This is a genomic window from Pseudomonas sp. R28(2017), assembly GCF_002112505.1.
In the GTDB taxonomy this organism is placed as follows: Bacteria; Pseudomonadota; Gammaproteobacteria; order Pseudomonadales; family Pseudomonadaceae; genus Aquipseudomonas.
In genome coordinates this window covers 32462-46822 of sequence record NZ_NEHW01000015.1, presented here as the reverse complement: position 1 = coordinate 46822, position 14361 = coordinate 32462, and the positions used below count along the sequence as shown (strand labels likewise).

At 66.9% G+C, this 14361-nt stretch carries 13 protein-coding genes; 8 read left to right on the top strand and 5 right to left on the bottom strand.

Annotation, left to right across the window (positions count from 1 at the left end):
- Position 1 precedes the first annotated feature (1 nt).
- Positions 2 to 1444, bottom strand: a complete 1443-nt coding sequence (locus CAF78_RS23015) for an aldehyde dehydrogenase family protein (protein WP_085677387.1) — start codon at positions 1442 to 1444, stop codon at positions 2 to 4.
- A gap of 95 nt (positions 1445 to 1539) precedes the next feature.
- On the opposite strand from CAF78_RS23015, the gene CAF78_RS23010 reads away from it, so the two are divergent.
- The 6 genes from CAF78_RS23010 (at position 1540) to xth (ending at position 7150) form a co-directional block, all read left to right on the top strand.
- Entirely contained in the window at positions 1540 to 2427 is an 888-nt protein-coding gene (locus CAF78_RS23010) for a LysR family transcriptional regulator (RefSeq protein WP_085677386.1), read from the top strand.
- Between the two features lie 156 nt (positions 2428 to 2583).
- Entirely contained in the window at positions 2584 to 3513 is a 930-nt protein-coding gene (locus CAF78_RS23005; protein WP_085677385.1) for a LysR family transcriptional regulator, read from the top strand.
- A gap of 108 nt (positions 3514 to 3621) precedes the next feature.
- Positions 3622 to 4692, top strand: a complete 1071-nt coding sequence (locus tag CAF78_RS23000) for a C45 family peptidase (RefSeq protein ID WP_085677384.1) — start codon at positions 3622 to 3624, stop codon at positions 4690 to 4692.
- A gap of 55 nt (positions 4693 to 4747) precedes the next feature.
- Positions 4748 to 6151 (top strand): MFS transporter, encoded by a 1404-nt coding sequence (locus CAF78_RS22995; protein WP_085677383.1) that lies wholly within the window; start codon positions 4748 to 4750, stop codon positions 6149 to 6151.
- Positions 6120 to 6362, top strand: a complete 243-nt coding sequence (locus tag CAF78_RS22990; RefSeq protein ID WP_085677382.1) for a hypothetical protein — start codon at positions 6120 to 6122, stop codon at positions 6360 to 6362. The genes CAF78_RS22995 and CAF78_RS22990 overlap by 32 nt, the downstream gene beginning before the upstream one ends.
- Entirely contained in the window at positions 6359 to 7150 is a 792-nt protein-coding gene (gene xth / locus CAF78_RS22985) for an exodeoxyribonuclease III (RefSeq protein ID WP_085677381.1), read from the top strand. Before CAF78_RS22990 ends, xth begins: the two co-directional genes overlap by 4 nt.
- Position 7151: 1 nt before the next feature.
- Here the strand turns inward: xth and CAF78_RS22980 are convergent, their stop codons facing one another.
- Genes CAF78_RS22980 through CAF78_RS22965 form a run of 4 tightly spaced genes read right to left on the bottom strand, consistent with a single transcriptional unit; the run spans position 7152 to position 12662 of the window.
- A complete protein-coding gene (locus tag CAF78_RS22980) occupies positions 7152 to 9353 on the bottom strand; it encodes a xanthine dehydrogenase family protein molybdopterin-binding subunit (protein ID WP_085677380.1) in 2202 nt (733 codons plus the stop codon).
- Positions 9350 to 10351 carry a xanthine dehydrogenase family protein subunit M gene (locus CAF78_RS22975; RefSeq protein ID WP_085677379.1) on the bottom strand — a complete coding sequence of 334 codons (1002 nt, stop codon included), beginning with the start codon at positions 10349 to 10351 and terminating at the stop codon, positions 9350 to 9352. Before CAF78_RS22975 ends, CAF78_RS22980 begins: the two co-directional genes overlap by 4 nt.
- The gene (locus CAF78_RS22970; protein ID WP_085677424.1) at positions 10348 to 10854 is read right to left on the bottom strand and encodes a (2Fe-2S)-binding protein; all 507 of its coding nucleotides are present in this window, start codon (positions 10852 to 10854) and stop codon (positions 10348 to 10350) included. Before CAF78_RS22970 ends, CAF78_RS22975 begins: the two co-directional genes overlap by 4 nt.
- Before the next feature lie 20 nt (positions 10855 to 10874).
- Entirely contained in the window at positions 10875 to 12662 is a 1788-nt protein-coding gene (locus CAF78_RS22965; RefSeq protein WP_085677378.1) for a thiamine pyrophosphate-requiring protein, read from the bottom strand.
- Between the two features lie 148 nt (positions 12663 to 12810).
- Here CAF78_RS22965 and CAF78_RS22960 point away from each other — a divergent pair, with 148 nt between their 5' ends.
- Together CAF78_RS22960 and CAF78_RS22955 are read left to right on the top strand one after the other, a co-directional pair.
- Entirely contained in the window at positions 12811 to 13344 is a 534-nt protein-coding gene (locus tag CAF78_RS22960; protein ID WP_085677377.1) for a cupin domain-containing protein, read from the top strand.
- A gap of 116 nt (positions 13345 to 13460) precedes the next feature.
- Positions 13461 to 14354, top strand: a complete 894-nt coding sequence (locus CAF78_RS22955) for a dihydrodipicolinate synthase family protein (protein WP_085677376.1) — start codon at positions 13461 to 13463, stop codon at positions 14352 to 14354.
- The last annotated feature ends 7 nt before the right edge of the window (positions 14355 to 14361 follow it).

The window sequence follows — 14361 nt, the reverse complement described above, 5'->3', positions numbered from 1 at the left end:
TTCAGGGTCGCAGGTAGGTGGTCTTGACCACGGTGTAGAAGTCGCGGGCGTACTGGCCCTGTTCGCGGGGGCCGAAGCTCGAGGCTTTGCGGCCGCCGAACGGCACGTGGTAGTCGGTGCCGGCGGTGGGCAGGTTGACCATCACGCAGCCGGTCTGGGCGCCGCGCTTGAAGGCGCTGGCGTGGCGCAGCGACTGGGTGATGATGCCGGCGGTAAGGCCGTATTCGGTGTCGTTGAGGGTGGCCAGGGCCTCGTCGAAGTCACGCACGCGGATCACGCAGGCGATGGGGCCGAACACTTCCTCGCGGTTGATGCGCATGTCGTTGCGGCTGTCGATGAACAGCGCCGGGCGCATGTAGTAGCCGTCGCTGTCCAACTGCAGGCGTTCGCCGCCTTCGATCAGGGTGGCGCCTTCGTCCTGGGCCAGCTGCAGGTACTGCAGGTTCTGTTCAAGCTGGCGGGCGTCGGCCACCGGGCCGATCTGCACGCCGGCCTCCAGGGCATGGCCGACCTTGAGCTGGCGCATGCGCAGGCGCAGGGCCTCGACGAAGCGGTCGTGGATGCCCTCGCAGACGATCAGCCGTGAAGACGCCGTGCACTTCTGCCCGGTGCCGAAGAAGGCGCCGTTGAGGGCGCATTCCACCGCCAGGTCGAGGTCGGCGTCGTCCATCACCACCAGGGCGTTCTTGCTGCCCATCTCCAGCTGGCAGCGCACCAGGTTGCCGGCCGTGGCGACCGCGACGCGGCGGCCGGTCTGCAGGGAGCCGGTGAAGGTCAGGGCGTCGATCCCGGCCGATTGCACCAGGGTTTCGCCGACGCTGGCGCCGCTGCCCATGACCAGGTTGAAGGTACCGTCGGGCAGGCCCTGGCGGCTGATGATCTCGGTCAGCGCCCAGGCGCTGGCCGGTACCAGGTTGGCCGGCTTGAACACCACGGCGTTGCCGAAGGCCAGTGCCGGGGCGATCTTCCAGGCGGCGGTGGCCATGGGGAAGTTCCACGGGGTGATGATGCCGACCACGCCCACCGCTTCGCGATGCACTTCGATGTCGATGCCGGGGCGTACCGAGGCGGCGGTCTCGCCCATCTGGCGCAGCACTTCGGCGGCGTAGTAATGGAAGAACTGGCCGCTGCGTTGGACCTCGCCGATGCCTTCGGCCAGCGGTTTGCCTTCTTCACGCGAAAGCAGCTCGCCGAGCTCCGCCTTGCGTGCGATCAGTTCGTCGCCGATGGCCATCAGCACCTGCTGGCGGGCTTCCAGGCCGCTGGCGGCCCACTGCGGCTGGGCGCTGCGGGCGGCCTGGATGGCCTGAAGGGTCTGTTCGGCGCTGGCCTGGTGGTAGTGGCCGATCAGGTCGCGGGTGTCCGAGGGGCTGTGGTTGCCCAGGGTGGTGTGGCCTTCGCACCACTGGCCATCGATGTAGTTCTTGTAGGTCTTGAATGACATGGCTGAAAGCCTCCGTTTGCCTGGCCTCCATCTTGCGAGCAATATGCGGCAAATAAAAATTAATAAAAAAAATGCTTTGATAAGGAACGCTAACCATGTTGCCCGAGCTGAAAATCGCCCAGCTGCGTTACTTTTTGCTGGTCGCTGAACTCAAAAGCTTCCACGCTGCGGCCCGCCAGGCCTTTCGCACCCAGCCGGCGATCTCGCTGGCGGTGCGCGAGCTGGAGCAGAAGCTGGGCCAGGCGCTGATCGAGAAGGGCGGCGGCCGGGTCGAGCTGACCCCGTTCGGCGAGCATTGCCTGCCGTTGTTTCGCGGGCTGATCGAGCATCACGACCGCATCGCCCGTGAGGCCACCTTGCTGGCCCAGCACGAGATCGGCCAGGTCAGCATCGCCACCGTGCCGTCGGTGGCCAGCCGCATGTTGCCCGGGCCATTGGCGCGGTTCGTGGCCGAGCACCCGAATGTGCAGGTCAGCATCCAGGACGGCACGGCCGAGCGCGTCCAGCAGTTGCTGGCCCAGGGGCAGGTGGACTTTGGCATCAGCAGCCTGTGGGTGCAGGACGAACAGCTCGACTTCGCCCCGATCGTCAATGACCAGGTGGGCGTGGTGTGCCGCGCCGACCACCCGCTGGCGCAGGCGGGCGATGCCTTGCACTGGTCGCAGTTGCAGGGTGTGCCGATGGTCCGCAACGGCACCTCGCAACTGCTGGCCGGCACCGAGGCCGAATGCTTGCTGGGGCACAGCCGGCTGTTCGTTTCCAACATGATCTCGTTGATCGCGATGCTGGAGGAGGGGGTGGGCATCAGCACCTTGCCGTACCTGGCGTTCCCCCTGGAGAACGAGCGGCTGGCGTTCGTGCCGCTGGTCGAACCCAAGGTGGAACGGCATATCGGCATGCTGACGCGCAAGGGCCGCAGCCTGTCCCCTGCGGCAGCGGCGTTGATGGCGTTTCTGCAGGTGCAGCTGGCAACGCCGAGGTAGCGTTCTTCGCCCTGGGGCAATAATCCCGGGCCCATGATTGCCTGGCTGCAAGCCGCGGCCTGGGCAATGCCTATTCAAATTGGCGGCATTTCAAGGTTTGATGGCAGGGGCGCTACCCATACCGCCACTTTCGCTTGTGCCTGACAGGAATAGACCATGGACAAGATGATGGCCCTGACCATCTTCGTCGCCGCTGCCGAGCACGGCAGTTTCAGCCGTGCGGCCGAGCAACTGGGCAAGACGCCGTCGGCCATCACCAAGGCCGTCGCGCACCTGGAAAGCGAACTGGGCGTTCGCCTGTTCGAGCGCACCACCCGGCGCATGGCGCTGACCGAGGCCGGTAGCCTGTACCTGGAGGGCGCCCGTCAGGCGTTGATGCACCTGCAACGGGTGACCGAGGAGGTGGAGCAGCTGCAGCATGCGTTGCGCGGCACCCTGCGCATCACCGCGCCGCCGTCGTTCGGCCCGGCGTTTCTCAACCAGGTGTGCTGCCGTTTCCTGCGCGAGCACCCGCAGGTGCGCCTGGAGGTCAACCTCAACGATGCCAACGAAGACCTGATCGATGGCGGTTACGACCTGTCGCTGCGCGATGGCCCCACCGACCAGCCGGAGCTGATCGCCCAGCCGCTGATCGAGAACCGCGTGATGCTCTGCGCCAGCCCTGCCTACCTGGCCCGCCATGGCGAGGCGATCACCCTGGACAACTATGCCCAGCACGACTGGCTGCTGCTGCGCCACCCGCTGCTCAACCGCAGCTACTGGTGGATCGAGCACGAAGGCCAGACCCTGCGCGTGCGCCAGCCCACGCCGAAGCTGGTGAGTGACAGCTTCGATTTCCTCCTGGCCTGCCTGCTCGATGGGCAGGGCTTGCAGTTCGTGCCGACCTGGAGCGCCGCGCCCTACCTGGCCAGCGGGCAGCTGGTGGAGGTGATGCCCGACTACTGGCGGGCCCTGAGCGCGTTCGGGCCGTGGGTGCATGTGCTGTACCTGCCGCACCGGCGCAATACCCGCAAGGTCCAGGCGTTTATCGCCATGCTGCATGAGCACCTGCGCGGGCAAGGCGCGCAGGTGCTGGCGCGCGGCTGAGTTTTTCCGCCCGGGCACAAAAGTTGTGCGGGTTGTGGCAATGATCGGCGCCGGAACGCTGGTTAGGCTTGCAGGCGTCTGACCACCGCGTACCAGGAGTTTCCCGCCGTGAAGATCCACACCCACGTCACCGACATCCGCAACCCCCTCGAACGGGGCCGCCAGCTCGGCGAGCACTTTGCCGAGCAGATCCGCACCACCACCGCCCTGTACCTGGGCTTTTTCCCACGGGTAGGCGTGTCGCTGGCCGAGGCGCAGCGCATCGGCGAAAACAGCCTGGCCGCCCTGGAGGCCTGGAGCCCGGGCCTGGCCGCTGAGGTGATCGGCATGGCCGACGGCGCCGGCCTGCCACTGTGGCAGCTGGCGAGCCTCAACGCCCGTACCGAAGTGCTGGCCGCGCGCACCCGGCACAGTGAATGCTCGACCACCGTGCACGCCCCCCGTGGCCCGCGTGCGCCGCAGACCCTGCAGACCTGGGACTGGCACGACAGCCTGTGCCCTCACGGCTTGATGCTGGCGCTGGCTACCGAGCGTGGCATGCAGGTCAAGCTGTTCTGCGAGTTCGGCATGCTGGCCAAGCTGGGGGTGAACAGCGCAGGCCTCGGCCTGCACTTCAACATCCTGCACCACCGCAGCGACAACGACAGCGGCGGTGTGCCGGTGCACGCCATCGCCCGTCGCCTGCTGGAGGACGCCAGCAGCGTCGACGAGGCCATCGAACTGGCCCGTTCGGCACGGGTCAGCGCCTCGACCGTGCTGACCGTGTTCACCCGCCAGGACAGCAGCCCGCGTGCGGTGAGCATCGAGCTGAGCCCCGAGCGCACGGCGCTGGTGCTGCCGCGTGAAGACGGCTGGCTGCTGCACACCAACCACTTCCTCGACCCCCAGCTGAGCCGCGGTGAGCAGGTCGCCGACCGCGCCGATACCCAGTGCCGCCTGGGCCACCTGGAGCAGGTTGTCGGCCAGATGGGCAGCGCCGACCTGCGCAGCCGTGCCGAAGCCATGTGCGGTGCCGCAGGCGACAGCGCGCCGATCTGCTTCCACCCGGACATGGCCATGCCCGACACCGAGCGCTGGGAAACCCTGCTCAGCGTCGGCATCGACACCGAACGTTGCTTGCTGGAGTACGTGGCAGGCACCCCCGCGCAGCTGGCCCGGGCCGGCTTCCAAACCTTCTGAGCCATCCTGGCTGCAGCCTGCCCAGGCTGGCTGCGCCTGCTGAACGAGAACAACAATGCATTCGCCACAGACTCAGCCTGCGTCATCCCGCTCGGCGTTCCGTACCTTCTGTGTTTCCGGCATGGGCACGGCGCTGGAGTTCTACGACTTCATCATCTACGGCACCGCCGCCGCGCTGGTGTTTCCCCAGGTGTTCTTCCCGCAGATGGACCACCTGACCGCCACCCTGGTGGCGTTCAGCGCCTTTGGCGCGGGCTTTTTCGCCCGCCCGCTGGGCGGCCTGGTGTTCGGCCACTTTGGTGACCGTATCGGCCGGCAGAAGGTGTTGGTCACCACCTTGCTGCTGATGGGCCTGAGCACCTTCCTCATCGGCTGCCTGCCCGGGCATGCCAGCGTTGGCGTGGCCGCGCCGATCCTGCTGGTATTGCTGCGCCTGATCCAGGGCTTTGCGGCGGGCGGCGAGTGGGGCGGTGCCGCGCTGTTCGGCATCGAGTCGGCACCACCGGGGCTGCGCGGCCTGTGGGGCAGCTTCACCAGCATGGGCATCGGGGTCGGCGGCATTCTCGGGGCGGCGGTGTTCGCCATCGTCAGTGCGGCGTTCAACGACAACCTGGTCGATTTTGCCTGGCGCATCCCGTTCTGGCTGGGCGGCACCTTGGTCCTGGTCGGCCTGTATGCACGGCTGAAGGCGCCGGCTGCGGCCATCGCGCCGGCGGCCGAGCCTGCGCGTGCGCCGCTGGCCGAGGCCCTGCGCCAGCGCCCACGGCAGCTGCTGTTGTGCACCGGGATCGCCTTCGGCTACTGCACCATCGCCTACATCGGCAGCACTTTCTTCCTCACCTACGCCACCCAGGTCGGCTTTGGCAGTACCCAGGCGCTGATGTTCGACCTGGCGCTGTCGGTCGCCATCGTGTGCTCGGCGCCGCTGTTCGGCTACCTGTCGGACCGCCTCGGCCGGCGCGTGGTGATGGGCTTCGGCGCACTGGTCATGGCCATGGGGCTGTTCGTGTTCTTCTCCCTGGTGAGCCTGCACAGCTTCGCCATCGCCTTGTTCGCCTATTGCCTGACCGGCCTGCTGATGGGTGCGACCCAGGGCCCGATCCCGGCCTTTCTCGGCGAGCAGTTCCCACGCAGCATGCGCTATTCGGGGATTTCGGCCAGCTACCAGATTGGCGCGGCGCTGGGCGGCGGCACGGCGTCGAGCATCGCCACGGCGATCCTCATCCTCACCGACCACGACCCGCTGGGCGTGGCGCTGTACGGGGCCGCGGCACTGGCGCTGGTCGCGGTGTGTTCGCTGCTGCTGCGCGAAACCTCGCGCTTGAGCATGGCGCAGATCGACGAAGAGGGCAGCGGCGACGCTGCGGTTGAACGTTGCCAGGGGGCAGGGCTCATACATGCAAAGGGCACAGCGAGGAGTGTCACCCATGAGCATCGAACGCAGCATCCCCGAGCTTGAGGCCTGGTACGCCCAGTACGACGACATCAGCTACCGGCGCGAGTCGCCGGATGCCTACCACCATGAACTGGTGCGCACCGCCGAGGCCCTGCGCGACGACGGCGCCATCGACTGGGACGACTGGCTGGCGCTCAAGGCGCTGGCCGACCAGGCCCATGTGCGCGCGCTGGAGGATGCCGTGCAGGCCCACGTGAGCGACCCGGACGCATGAAGGCGCTGAAGATCGCCACCTTCAACATCAACGGCATCCGCAGCCGCCTGCCGGCGCTGCTGGCCTGGCTGGAACGGGAGCAGCCGGACATCGCCTGCCTTCAGGAACTCAAGGCGCCCGACGCGCAGTTCCCGCGCCAGGCGCTGGAGGCGGCAGGCTATGGCTGCCTCTACGTGGGGCAGCCGTCATGGAACGGCGTGGCGATCCTGGCACGTGGCAGCGAACCGCTGGAGGTGCGCCGGGGCTTGCCCGGCATGGAGGACGACAGCCAGCGCCGCTATCTGGAAGCCGCGGTGCACGGGGTGCTGGTGGCCTGCCTGTACCTGCCGAACGGCAACCCGCAGCCCGGGCCGAAGTTCGACTACAAGCTGCGCTGGTTCGAGTGCCTGGTCGAACATGCCAGGAGCCTGTACAGCAGCGGCCACCCGACGCTGCTGGCGGGCGATTTCAACGTGGTGCCCACCGACCTGGATATCTACAACCCCCGCTCGTGGCTCAAGGACGCGCTGCTGCAACCCGAGTCGCGCGCCTGCTACCAGCAGTTGCTGGAGCAGGGCTGGGTTGATGCCATTCGCCATCTGCACCCCGACGAGCGCGTATACACCTTCTGGGATTACTTTCGCAATCACTGGGCGCGCAACGCCGGGTTGCGCATCGACCACCTGCTGCTCAACCCGCAGCTTGCGCCTTACCTCAAACGGGCCGGCGTCGACGCCTGGGTGCGCAACGAAGCCAAGGCCAGTGACCATGCGCCGGCCTGGATCGAGCTGGGCACCCGCAAGCGCTGAGCTACAGCAGGGTGTCGAGGGTGATCGGAAACGCCCTGATCCGCTTGCCGGTGGCGTGGTAGATCGCATTGGCGACGGCCGCCGCCACGCCAACCACACCGATTTCGCCTACGCCTTTCGAACCCAGTTCATTGACGATGTCGTCCTGTTCCTCGACGAAGATCACCTCGATGTCGCCGACATCGGCATTTACCGGGATGTGGTACTCGGCCAGGTTGTGGTTGAGTATCCGGCCCAGTTCATGGTCGGTCTGCGCCTGTTCATGCAGTGCCATGCCCAAGCCCCACACGACACCGCCCAGGATCTGGCTGCGAGCGGTTTTCGGGTTGACCAGGCGCCCGGCGGCGACGGCGCTGACCACGCGGTTGACCTTGATCGTGCCCAGCGCTTCATCCACCAGAACTTCGACGAACACGGCGGAGTGCGTGGCGGTGGAAAACGGTTGACGTTTCGCGCTCGGCTCTGCATCGATCTGTACCTCGAAGAAGCCTTTTGGCGATGTGGCGGCAATGTCCGCAAGCGCGATGCGCTGTTTGCCGAATTGAAGGTGACCGTCGGCAAAGGAGATTGCCTCCAGCGGCAGGCTGGCCAGTGCGGGGTAGGCCACGCGCGCACGCTCCAATACCTTGCCGCGCAGCACCTGGCAGGCTTGCAGGACTGCCGCACCGACGGACGAGACCGTGAACGAGCCGCCCTGCAATGGCGCGGTGGGTAACGAGGAGTCGCCCAGCACGAAGGTCACGTCCGCTATCGGCAGGCCAATAGCGTCGGCGGCGATCTGCGCCATGACCGTGTAGGTGCCGGTGCCGATATCGGTCGTCGCGCTGCTGACGGTCAAGTGGCCTTGCGCATCCAGCCGCGCCTTGGCGCTGGCCTTCATCTGCATGGCTTCCCACACGCCACCCGCCATACCCCAACCGATCAGTTGCCGGCCTCTTCGCATACTACGTGGTATGACATTACGGCCGCTCCAGCCGAAGCGCCTGGCGCCTTGATCGTAGCAGGCCAGCAATTCCTTGCTGGAGTAGGGCTTGCCTTCGTTGCCGTTGCGGTCGGCAAAATTGACCCGGCGCAGCTCCAGCGGGTCGAGCTTTGCCGCGCAGGCCAGTTCGTCCATGGCGCATTCCAGGGCGAGCACCCCCGAGGCGGCACCCGGGGCGCGCATGTCGAGCGGGGTGAACACGTCTAGCGGGGTGAGGCGATAGCTCAGCGCAACGTTATCGCAGCGGTAAAGCATGCCGCTCCATTCCACCAGGTGCTCGGTGAAGTCTTCAAAGCGCGACGTCTGGCCGATCGCGTCATGGGCAACCGCCAGCAACCGGCCGTCGGCATCGGCACCCAGGCGCAGCCGCTGCCGGGTGCGCGGCCGGTAGCCGAAGGTGAACATCTGCTGGCGGGTGAGCGTGACCCGTACCGAGCGCTTCAGGTGCAGGGCCGCCATCACCGCCAGGGGCAACTGATACTGCGGGCGCAGCCCCGAGCCGAAGGCACCCCCGACGAACGCAGCCAGCACCCGGACCTGGTCTTTCGGCAGGCCGAAGACCTTGTGCAGGTAGTCCTGGCAGTTCTGCGTGCCTTGTGTCTTGTCGTGGATTTCCAGCGAACCGTCGGCCTTGTACAGCACCGTCGAGGCGTGGGGCTCCATGGGGTTGTGATGCTCGTTGGCCGTCTGGTAGGTCGCATCGACGGTGACGGCGGCCTTGGCGAACTGCCCGGCAAAGTCGCCACGGGCCGCTGGCGTCTCGGCCGGGGCTTCATGGCTCTGGTCGAGCGCGGCGAGCAGGTCGGTCTGGTGTGCTTCTTCGTGGTAGTCGATGTGCACCAGCGAGCCTGCATGGCGGGCCAGTTCCAGGCTGTCGGCAACCACCAGTGCCAGCGGTTGCCCGCTGTACAGCACGCGATCATTGAACAATGGGCGAAAAGGCGTGCCCTTGGCGGCATCGGCGTCACTGTAGTCGTCGTCATAGCTCGACACCGCAGGGCGGTGGGCGTGGTCCAGCACGGCAATCACGCCGGGCAGCTTCAACGCTTCGCTGCTGTCGATGCGCAGTACCCGGCCACGGGCGATGGTGCTGCAGACGACGCTGCCATGCAGCAGTCCCGTTGCTGGGTACTCACTGGCATAGCGCGCTTGGCCTGTGACCTTGGCCACGCCATCCACCCGGTCGAGGGGCTGGCCGATCACGGGGGGCATGCGGTTCATGGGCGTGCTCCTGCAGGTGTCTGGGCATCAGCGGCTTCATTCAACGCCCGGACGATTGCCCGATGGGCGAGGGGCACCTTGAAGCCGTTATGGCGCAGCGGCACGGCGCCCTGCAGCAGCAGGTCGGCGGCCTGGGCGAACAGGGCCGGGCTGGCTGCCTGGCCGGTCAGCAGGCGTTCGGCTGCTGGCTCGCGCCACGGTTTGTGTGCCACCCCGCCCAGCGCTAGCCGTGCGTCCTCGATCACGCCGCCCTCGATCTTCAGGGCCGCGGCCACCGAGACCAGGGCGAACGCGTAGGACGCCCGGTCGCGGATCTTCAGGTAATGGCAATGCGCAGCGAACTGCGGCGGTGGCAGTTCGACGGCGGTGACCAGTTCATCGTCGGCCAGCTGGTTGTCGCGCTGCGGCCGCTCGCCGGGCAGGCGGTGGAAATCGGCCAGCGGGATCTGGCGCATGCCGGCATGGCCTTGCACGTGGACCACCGCCTCCAGTGCCGCCAGCGCGACGCACATGTCGGAGGGGTGGGTGGCGACGCAGGCATCGCTGGCACCGAGGATGGCGTGGATGCGATTCAGGCCGGTGCGTGCCGGGCAGCCGCTGCCGGGCTGGCGCTTGTTGCACGGTGTGCCGGTGTCGTAGAAGTAATGGCAACGGGTGCGTTGCAGCAGGTTGCCGCCGGTGCTCGCCATGTTGCGCAGTTGCGGCGAGGCGCCAGCGAGGATGGCCTGGGCCAGCAGGGGGTAGCCTTGTTCGACCAATGGGTGCCAGGCCAGTTCGGCATTGCTCACCAGTGCACCGATGCGCAGGCCGCCGCTGGCCGTGGCTTCGACGCCCCTGAGCGGCAGGCCGGTTATGTCGATCAGGCGCTCGGGGCGCACCACGTTTTCCTTCATCAGGTCGACCAGGTTGGTGCCGCCGGCGATGAACCGGGACGTCAGGCCGGCAAGCTTGATGGCTTCGCTGACAGAGGCAGGCTTGTGGTAGCTGAACGGGGTCATTGGCTGGCCCCCCGCATCAGCGGCAGGGCTTCTTCCACCGCTGCGACGATGTTGCCATAGGCGCCACAGCGGCACAGGTTGCCGCTCATGCGCTCGCGAATCGCTTCGCGGCTGTCGACCCGCCCTTCGTGGGCCAGGCCGATGGCCGAGCAGATCTGCCCGGGGGTGCAGTAGCCGCACTGGAAGGCGTCATGGCGGATGAAGGCACGTTGCATGGGGTGCAGCTGGTCGCCGTCGGCGAGCCCTTCGATGGTCACCAGCTCGGCGCCATCGCACATCACCGCAAGGGTCAGGCAGGCATTCACCCGCCGGCCGTCGCGCAACACCGTGCAGGCACCGCATTGGCCGTGGTCACAGCCTTTCTTGGTGCCGATCAGGTCCAGCTGTTCGCGCAGCAGGTCCAGCAGCGTCGTCCACGGCAGCACCTGCAGCGAGCGGGCCTGGCCATTGAGCGTCAGGTGTATGGGGTGCGCCTTGGCGCCCTCGGGGGAGATCGCACGCATGAACGGTTCCTCACGGTTGGTCATTTCTTGCCGGGCAACACCGAGCTGAGCACCTGCCTGGCCGTCTGCACGATGACCCCGGCCTGGTCCGGGTCGCCCTGGAGCAGGGTGCCGGCGAACTTCTTCGCCTGCTCCAGGGTGATGTGCGGCGGCAGTGGCGGCACGTTGGGGTCGGTCTTGAATTCGATGAGCACCGGGCGGTCGGCGGCCAGCGCCCGTTCCCAGGCGCCGGCGATGTCTGCTTCGCGCTCGACGTAGATGCCTTGCAGGCCGATGGAGATGGCGAACAGGTGGTAGGGCACATCCGGGATCGACTGCGAGGCCTCGAACTTGGGGTCGCCTTCCATCACCCGTTGCTCCCAGGTGACCTGGTTGAGGTCCTCGTTGTTGAACACCGCGCAGATCCACTGCGGGTTGTCCCATTGCTGCCAGTACTTGGCCACGGTGATCAGTTCGGCCAGGTTGCTCATCTGCATCGCGCCATCACCGACCAGCGCGACCAGCGCGCGCTGCGGATGGGCGAACTTGGCGGCGATGGCATAGGGCACGGCCGCGCCCATGCTGGCCAGGCCGCCGGACAGCGAGCACTGCATGCCCTGGCGGATCTGCAGGTCGCGGGCGAACCAGTTGGCGCAGGAGCCGGAATCACTGGTGATGATGGCGTTGTCGGGCAGGCGCGGGGAGAGTTCGTGCACCACGCGCTGCGGGTTGATCGGCTCGGCCTTGACCCGCGCGCGCTTGTCCAGGGTCTTGTCCCAGTGCGCCCGCCAGCCTTCGACCTTGTCGCGCCAGCGCCGCTCGGTCTTGTGTTCGAGCAGTGGCAGCAGCGCGTGCAACGTCTGCGCGGCATCGCCGACCAGGTTGACCTCCATCGGGTAGCGCAGGCTGAGCATGTCGGGCTGCAGGTCGATCTGCACGCCACGGGCCTGGCCTTCCTTGGGCAGGAACTCGGAATAGGGGAAGCCGGAGCCGATCATCAGCAAGGTGTCGCATTCGTTCATCAACTGGTAGCTGGGTTCGGTGCCAAGCAGGCCGATGGCACCGGTAACCCAGGGCAGGTCGTCAGGCAACACGGCCTTGCCCAGCAGCGCCTTGGCCACGCCAGCACCGAGTGCCTCGGCCACCGCGATGACCTGCTCGGTGGCCTGCAGCGCGCCGGCCCCGACCAGGATCGCCACCTTGCGCCCGGCATTGAGCACATCGGCGGCGCGTTGCAGGTCTGCGTCGAAGGGCACGACCTTGGGCTTGCTGTAGCCGATGCCGGAATGCACCGTGCCGTGGGCCCTGGGTGGCGCGTGGTAGGGCAGGTCCTGCAGGTCGTTGGGCAGGATGAGGGCGGTGACCCGGCGCTCGCCGACGGCGGTGCGCACGGCGCGGTCGAGCAGGTGGCGAACCTGCTCCGGCGTGGCGGCCTGCTGGACGAACGCACCGGCCACGTCCTTGAACATCGACAGCAGGTCGAGCTCTTGCTGGTAGTGCCCACCGAGTGCGGCCCGCGCCTGCTGGCCGACGATGGCCAGTACCGGCTGGTGGTCCATGCGCGCATCGTACAGGCCGGTGAGCAGGTGCGAGGCACCGGGGCCGGAGGTGGCGATGCACACGCCCAGTTCGCCGGTGAACTTGGCGTGGGCGCTGGCCATGAACGCAGCCATTTCTTCGTGGCGGGCCTGGATGAACTGGATCTTGCCGTTGGCGCGGCTCAGCGCGCCGAACACGCCGTTGATGCCATCACCGGGGTAGCCGAAGATGCGCCGCACGCCCCATTGATACAAGCGCTCCACCAGAAAGTCGCCTACCGTGCCAGTCATTGCCTTCTCCCGGTTTGTCGTCGATAGGGGTCTGGACTTGGCACGCCTCGGGAAAGTTTCACTGGTGTTCGCGTCGGTCGGCTGACCGGAACCGGGCAAACGGCAAGGCGTTCACACGCAGACCGACCCCGGATCAGGACGCACACCCATGATCGACATCGACACTGCGAACGCCCCTGTACAGACCTTGTGTTTCGACGATGACGGCGCCACGCCCAACAGCCGCTTGCCGGTGTTGCTCTACCGGTTGCAGCCCGACCCTTCAGTTGACCTGGCTGCCGGCTTCGAGGCGCTATTCGCGGCCCACCAGTGGACCCCGCTCTGGCGTGACGGCATTTTCGACTACCACCACTTTCATCCCAACGCCCACGAAGCCTTGGCTGTCGCCAGCGGCCATGCCCGTGTGACCCTCGGCGGCGCGGCGGGGCAGACGTTGAGCGTGAAGGTGGGCGACGTGCTGGTGTTGCCGGCGGGCACGGGCCACCGCTGCATCCAGCGCAGCGACGACTTCCTGGTGGTCGGCGCCTATCCGCGCGGGCAGGAGGACTACGACATCCAACGCCCCGACCGCGCCGCTCATCAGCAGGCGCTGGCACGCATTGCCGCCGTTCCGGAGCCTGCGCAAAACCCGGTCACAGGCGCGCCGATGCGCCTCTGGCATAACCGAAAATCAGGCAATTGACTGCGCAAATGTCGCTGTAACCCCTGCAGGCGAGGCCTTAGGCTTTTCCCATGGAGCAAGACACCGCTCGATGCCGTGGCTGGGCAACCCAGCCGAAAACAATAAGGAGTTACCGCATGTCTGCATTTCAATTTTCCGGTGTGAACCTGGCCATCACCACCCCGTTCGATGCACAGGGCAAGATCGACTATGCGCGGTTCGAAAGCCTGATCGAGCGCTACATCGCCGCCGGTGTACATGGCCTGGTGCTCAGCTCCGGAACCGGGATGCATGTGTACCTGAGCAAGGACGAGTCCAAGGAACTGGTGGCCTTTGGCGCCAAGGTCATCAACGGCCGTGCCAAGGTGATCGCCCAGACCTCCGCGCTGCTGGTCGAAGAGGTGCTCGAGCGCACCCGGCACGCCAAGGACTGCGGCGCCGATGGCGTGATGGTGCTGCCGCCGTTCTTCGAAGGCCCGACCGATGACCAGGGCATCCTCGATTTCTACTCGAGCGTGGCCCAGGCTGGCCTGCCGATCATCGGCTACAACGTGCCGCAGGCCGTTGGTGTGGAGGTGACGCCTGCGCTGTTCCGGCAACTGTGCGAGATTCCCAATTTTGTTTCGGTCAAGGACAGCAGCGGTGACCTGGCGGCCCAGGCCTCGCTGTCGCGCACTGGGCTGGCGACCATGAACGGTGCCGACCCGCTGGTGCCCTATGCCTTGTTCGCCGGTGCTGCGGGGCTGATCTGGGGCGGTGCGAACATGGCGCCGAAGACCTGCGTGGCCCTGGCCAATGCCGCCAGCGCGGGCAAGTGGGCTGAAGTCCAGCAGATCTGGAAGGCCCTGGCACCGGTGATGTCGCTGATCTGGCAGGGCGACTATGTGCAGTCGGTGTATGCCGGTGCGCAGATCATGGGCTTTGACGCGGGCAACCCACGCCGCCCGCTGGCGCGGCTGGCCGAGGGCAAGCTGGGAGCGCTGCGCGAAGCCCTGGCGCCGCTGATCGACCGCGAAGCTTCGGCTTCGTGACCGGGCG

Excerpts from the sequence above, each read along its gene's own strand:
- CAF78_RS22995 (WP_085677383.1), top strand. The coding sequence starts at position 4,748 with ATGCATTCGCCACAGACTCAGCCTGCGTCATCCCGCTCGGCGTTCCGT.
- CAF78_RS22975 (WP_085677379.1), bottom strand. The coding sequence starts at position 10,351 with ATGACCCCGTTCAGCTACCACAAGCCTGCCTCTGTCAGCGAAGCCATC.
- xth (WP_085677381.1), top strand. The coding sequence starts at position 6,359 with ATGAAGGCGCTGAAGATCGCCACCTTCAACATCAACGGCATCCGCAGC.
- CAF78_RS22990 (WP_085677382.1), top strand. The coding sequence starts at position 6,120 with ATGAGCATCGAACGCAGCATCCCCGAGCTTGAGGCCTGGTACGCCCAG.
- CAF78_RS22970 (WP_085677424.1), bottom strand. The coding sequence starts at position 10,854 with ATGCGTGCGATCTCCCCCGAGGGCGCCAAGGCGCACCCCATACACCTG.
- CAF78_RS23005 (WP_085677385.1), top strand. The coding sequence starts at position 2,584 with ATGGACAAGATGATGGCCCTGACCATCTTCGTCGCCGCTGCCGAGCAC.
- CAF78_RS22960 (WP_085677377.1), top strand. The coding sequence starts at position 12,811 with ATGATCGACATCGACACTGCGAACGCCCCTGTACAGACCTTGTGTTTC.
- CAF78_RS22980 (WP_085677380.1), bottom strand. The coding sequence starts at position 9,353 with ATGAACCGCATGCCCCCCGTGATCGGCCAGCCCCTCGACCGGGTGGAT.
- CAF78_RS23015 (WP_085677387.1), bottom strand. The coding sequence starts at position 1,444 with ATGTCATTCAAGACCTACAAGAACTACATCGATGGCCAGTGGTGCGAA.
- CAF78_RS22965 (WP_085677378.1), bottom strand. The coding sequence starts at position 12,662 with ATGACTGGCACGGTAGGCGACTTTCTGGTGGAGCGCTTGTATCAATGG.
- CAF78_RS23010 (WP_085677386.1), top strand. The coding sequence starts at position 1,540 with ATGTTGCCCGAGCTGAAAATCGCCCAGCTGCGTTACTTTTTGCTGGTC.
- CAF78_RS22955 (WP_085677376.1), top strand. The coding sequence starts at position 13,461 with ATGTCTGCATTTCAATTTTCCGGTGTGAACCTGGCCATCACCACCCCG.